Annotated in this window: 4 protein-coding genes and 2 pseudogenes; 4 read left to right on the top strand and 2 right to left on the bottom strand. The window is 52.9% G+C overall.

The genetic code is table 11. The features are described from left to right. Positions 1–239 precede the first annotated feature (239 nt). The 4 genes and pseudogenes from BSG20_RS34770 (at position 240) to BSG20_RS34755 (ending at position 3236) form a co-directional block, all read left to right on the top strand. Positions 240–644 carry an acyltransferase family protein gene (locus BSG20_RS34770; protein ID WP_072382320.1) on the top strand — a complete coding sequence of 135 codons (405 nt, stop codon included), beginning with the start codon at positions 240–242 and terminating at the stop codon, positions 642–644. A 318-nt stretch (positions 645–962) separates the two neighbouring features. Continuing rightward, complete coding sequence (locus BSG20_RS34765; RefSeq protein WP_072382318.1) at positions 963–1283, top strand: hypothetical protein; 321 nt, start codon at positions 963–965, stop codon at positions 1281–1283. A gap of 175 nt (positions 1284–1458) precedes the next feature. After that, positions 1459–1953 (top strand): annotated as a pseudogene (locus BSG20_RS34760) (transposase); the annotation flags it as partial. A 494-nt stretch (positions 1954–2447) separates the two neighbouring features. Beyond that, positions 2448–3236 (top strand): LuxR family transcriptional regulator, encoded by a 789-nt coding sequence (locus BSG20_RS34755; protein WP_244541543.1) that lies wholly within the window; start codon positions 2448–2450, stop codon positions 3234–3236. A gap of 30 nt (positions 3237–3266) precedes the next feature. Here the strand turns inward: BSG20_RS34755 and BSG20_RS34750 are convergent, their stop codons facing one another. Together BSG20_RS34750 and BSG20_RS38260 are read right to left on the bottom strand one after the other, a co-directional pair. Continuing rightward, entirely contained in the window at positions 3267–3611 is a 345-nt protein-coding gene (locus BSG20_RS34750; protein ID WP_072382315.1) for a hypothetical protein, read from the bottom strand. After that, positions 3608–3836, bottom strand: a pseudogene (locus tag BSG20_RS38260) (IS5/IS1182 family transposase); the annotation flags it as partial. The pseudogene BSG20_RS38260 and the gene BSG20_RS34750, both read right to left, overlap by 4 nt.

The following is a 3836-nucleotide window of genomic DNA, read 5'->3' as shown; positions in this document are numbered from 1 at the left end:
GCGAAAGCGATGTCGACGATAGAGTGGATCACGGTCTGTCATGAACCTTCATCGCACATCGAATTCCACATTCCGTTAAGTTGACGATGCCGTCCCGATTCACTGAAATCCGCAGTCTACGCTGGCCGAGGCAATGACAGGTTGGGGGGGACGGAAACGACACGATCGATGGCAACTTCTGGTATCTCTCGTTTGCCAGTCTAGTCATCATTGTCGACATAGAACGCTAGGAAATAGTGATGTTGCTACACCGCTTCCACAAACTCGACGCAGTTAGGGGCGTTGCCGCGTTTGTTGTCGTTTTGAATCACGCCTATAATTTGATACCTGGGGACAACTGGCACAATTTCGCCTTTGACTATACGCCGGTGAGCCATCTCGTGAACGGACGTGTCGCGGTCATCATTTTCTTTGTGCTTAGCGGATTCGTGCTGACCATCCCGTACCTGAAGAGACCGGAGACTCCCTATCCGCAGTTTGTGTTCAGACGGTTTTGCCGGATCTATCTGCCCTTCGCCATGGCTTTGGCGTTTGCCACGTTGTTGGCCTCGCAGATAGCCTTTCCAAAGGCCGAATGGGCGCTCGGAGACCACGTTGGGGAACACCGGTCGATTTCCAACTCGTTGCATCCCACCTGCTCATGATCGGAGTCGATTACTCCAGCATTTCGCTGAATCCGCCGATGTGGACGCTTATTCAGGAAATGCGCATCTCATTGATGTTCCCGCTGATGGCCTTCTTGATCGTGCGCTGTTCGTGAAAGCCTTGGCTGTCGTCGTCGCCTTGGCGACCGTCAGCACCAAGACCTCGCTCATCGTCGGGGAGACCTTTGACGACAAGGTTCCTTCATCCTTGCTAACGAGTTCGATGCTGACTTTTTATTACAGCTATTTTTTCTTCATCGGGATTTTCCTAGCTTCGCACATGGCGCGTGCTGTCGAACTGCTTAGAAAAGTCCCAACGTGGTTCATCTGCTCGTGGTGGTCGGGTTTTTCCTCGCGCCTAAGGCGATCGTTGAAGGCAGCTTCCTGCTGGGCGACTTCGCATATGCACTGGCGGCGGCTTACATCATCGTCTCTTGCATTTCCTTCCCTCTGCAGACGACTTTTTTGGAGACACCGGCTTTGCGATGGAGCGGAAGGGTTTCATATTCGATGTACCTAATTCACGTTCCCATCATATTAGCATTGAATTATGTGCTGCATGATCATGTTCCGATTCTCGCTGGCATTGGCGATTTTTCTGACGCTGATTGCGGCCGAAATTTTCTATCGGTACGTTGAACAGCCTGCCATGCAATTGGGTCGAATCTATCTTAACCCCTCCATGCAACCTGGTAAGCCGCAGCCAACGCTAGACTCTTAGGAAACTCCTAGCAGGCTGCAGGCTGTTGAAAAGGCCCTGGCGCATAGGCTCTGGTCGTGATTCACTCGGTTTATGGCGATTTGAAGCTGATGGATGCGCGGCGGCGATGTGAGGACAGGCGAACTCTTCAGCTATGACGATCTTGAGGATCGTGTTCGAAAAGATCATCCTCTACGGGCCATCCGGCAGATCGTGAACGAAGCGCTCGTTTCACTGGAACGAGATTTTGCAGCGCTTTATTCACCGATCGGACGGCCGTCCATCGCGCCCGAAAAGCTTCTTCGTGCCCTGCTTTTGCAGGCCTTCTATTCGATCCGTTCTGAACGACTTCTGATGGAGCGGTTGGAATACGACCTTCTGTTCCGGTGGTTCGTCGACATCGGCATCGACGATCCCGCTTGGGACCATTCGGTGTTTTCGAAGAACCGCGACTGGTTGCTCGATGGTGACATCGCTGCGAAGTTCCTGAGTGCAATTGTTTTTCAGCCCAAGATAAAGCGGCTGCTGTCAACCGACCACTTCTCTGTCAATGGCACATTGATCGAAGCCTGGGCGTCGATGAAGAGCTTCAAGCCGAAGGACGGCTCGGACGTCGCCGCTCGTCGTTACGGCTCAAGCTGCACCGCGTCCATGAAAGGCGATGCGACCCTTTCGGGCCCATTATTCCGTTTGCGCTCTTCCATGACTATTGCGCCGACAGACGTTGGACATCATTCCCCAAACTGGGTGTCAGAAACGCGACACAGCGGTCCGAGCCGCCGCCTAGCGATTGGCGTCTCTCGCCACTGAATCATACTCGAAAATTTGGCCCCAGTGCTCCTTGATCCTAGTTGGCATGAATTTTGAAACTCCCTCGCCGTACAGCGCAGGAGCTCCCAGACAGCATAAAATTATTCGACAAGTAATGGCGGAAAACAAAGGTCCCATGGCTTGGGCTCGTAGCTCGAGAGCCTACCGCGAGGTGAGGAACAAGTCTGCAGCAAGCAACTCTGCGCGTCGATAGCAAACGACTAATCGAGGTGAATTCCATGGAGTACCGCAGGATCACAGACGTGACTTCAACGTCTAGGGCAATAGCCAGAATGTCCGATCAGTTTTCGCTTGATGCGCCAAGCTATTGCGAGGTGACGACTGATGAGGAGGTTGCCGTCGCGTTTGACATGTTTCTAAGCCAGCTCAATGGAGCTATTCGCATTGAACAGCTGTTCGACCGATTATTCCTTTTTGCGCGCAACTTCAATTGCCGGTGGATTGCCTATGGTGCTCCGGCGCAATTTCAGGATCCACATAGGCAGAACGGAGGCAAACCACCGATATCATTGAATTATCCTTCCGAGTGGCAAGAGCACTGTGTCGAAAAAGGTTATGACAAGATCGATCCCACCGTAACGACGAGCCGGTTTCATTCGGCCGCTTTTCGGTGGAGTGAAGTGTACAAAGATGCAAGCACAACTGACAGCGAAAGACGCGTCTTCGACGAGGCTGCAAAGTTCGGCCTGCGATCTGGTGTTACCATTCCTCTGCATGGGCCGTGTGGTAGCTTTTCGACCATGAACTTTGCTCAAACGGAAACGCGCGATCTAGAAAATATCGCGGTCGCCTACCTGCAACTTGCCGCGTTGCATTTTCATTTGCAGGTAGTGGGATGTTTGGACGTGAGCGGCGGCGACGTTCCCAGCCTTTCTGCCAGAGAAAAGGAGTGTATTCGGTGGGTAGCAAAAGGAAAATCATCATGGGACATCGGAGTTATTCTCGGAATTTCCCAAAATACAGTCAATTTCCATGTTAAAAATGTATTACGAAAATTAGAAACGGGAAGCAGGACGGTTGCCGCTTTGAAAGCTGCGCGATTAGGACTGATCGAACCGTAATTTGGACTGCCATACATCAATCAGACCTCTTTAGCAGGCTGTTGAAGAAGTCTCTGGTTTGGCTTTGAGGATAGCTTCGTCGCCATTGTGGTACGCGAACGTGACCTCGATCGAGCCATCGTCGAGTAACTCAGCATGACCATCGCCCGAGACTTCGTCCATTTCGTCAAATCCAGACCATGTGAATGAAACGGTGGATCGGCTATAGCCGAGATCGAGGCCCGCTTGCATCGCACCGAAAGCGATTTCGCCATGACCGTCTGGCCCGATGGCGATTGCTGCAGGCTCAACCAGGTCGAGATAATCCCGATCCCATAGGTCGGCCTCGATAATCCGCCAGCGGCCGATCAGGCGGCAGGTCGAGGCGGCGCTCAAGACAGCACCGCCATCAGTTTCGGTAAGCGCACCAGATCATAGGCAGCCGCCGCGAAGGTGAAGGCCCATCCAACGCGGTCGCGGCCGCGGAACTTCGTCTTGTCCTGCCCCGCGACGGTCTTGATCCAACGTACGCATACGCGGAAGGCCGCCTTGAGAGATGTCCGGAAACGTAGCTGACTGTGGGTATGGACATTTATACTGACAGTCAGCGTGATAACCGTC

This window comes from Rhizobium tibeticum, assembly GCF_900110205.1.
GTDB classification, from domain to species: domain Bacteria; phylum Pseudomonadota; class Alphaproteobacteria; order Rhizobiales; family Rhizobiaceae; genus Rhizobium; species Rhizobium tibeticum.
The sequence above is the reverse complement of the archived record's forward strand: the minus strand, read 5'-3'. Positions and strand labels throughout refer to the sequence as shown.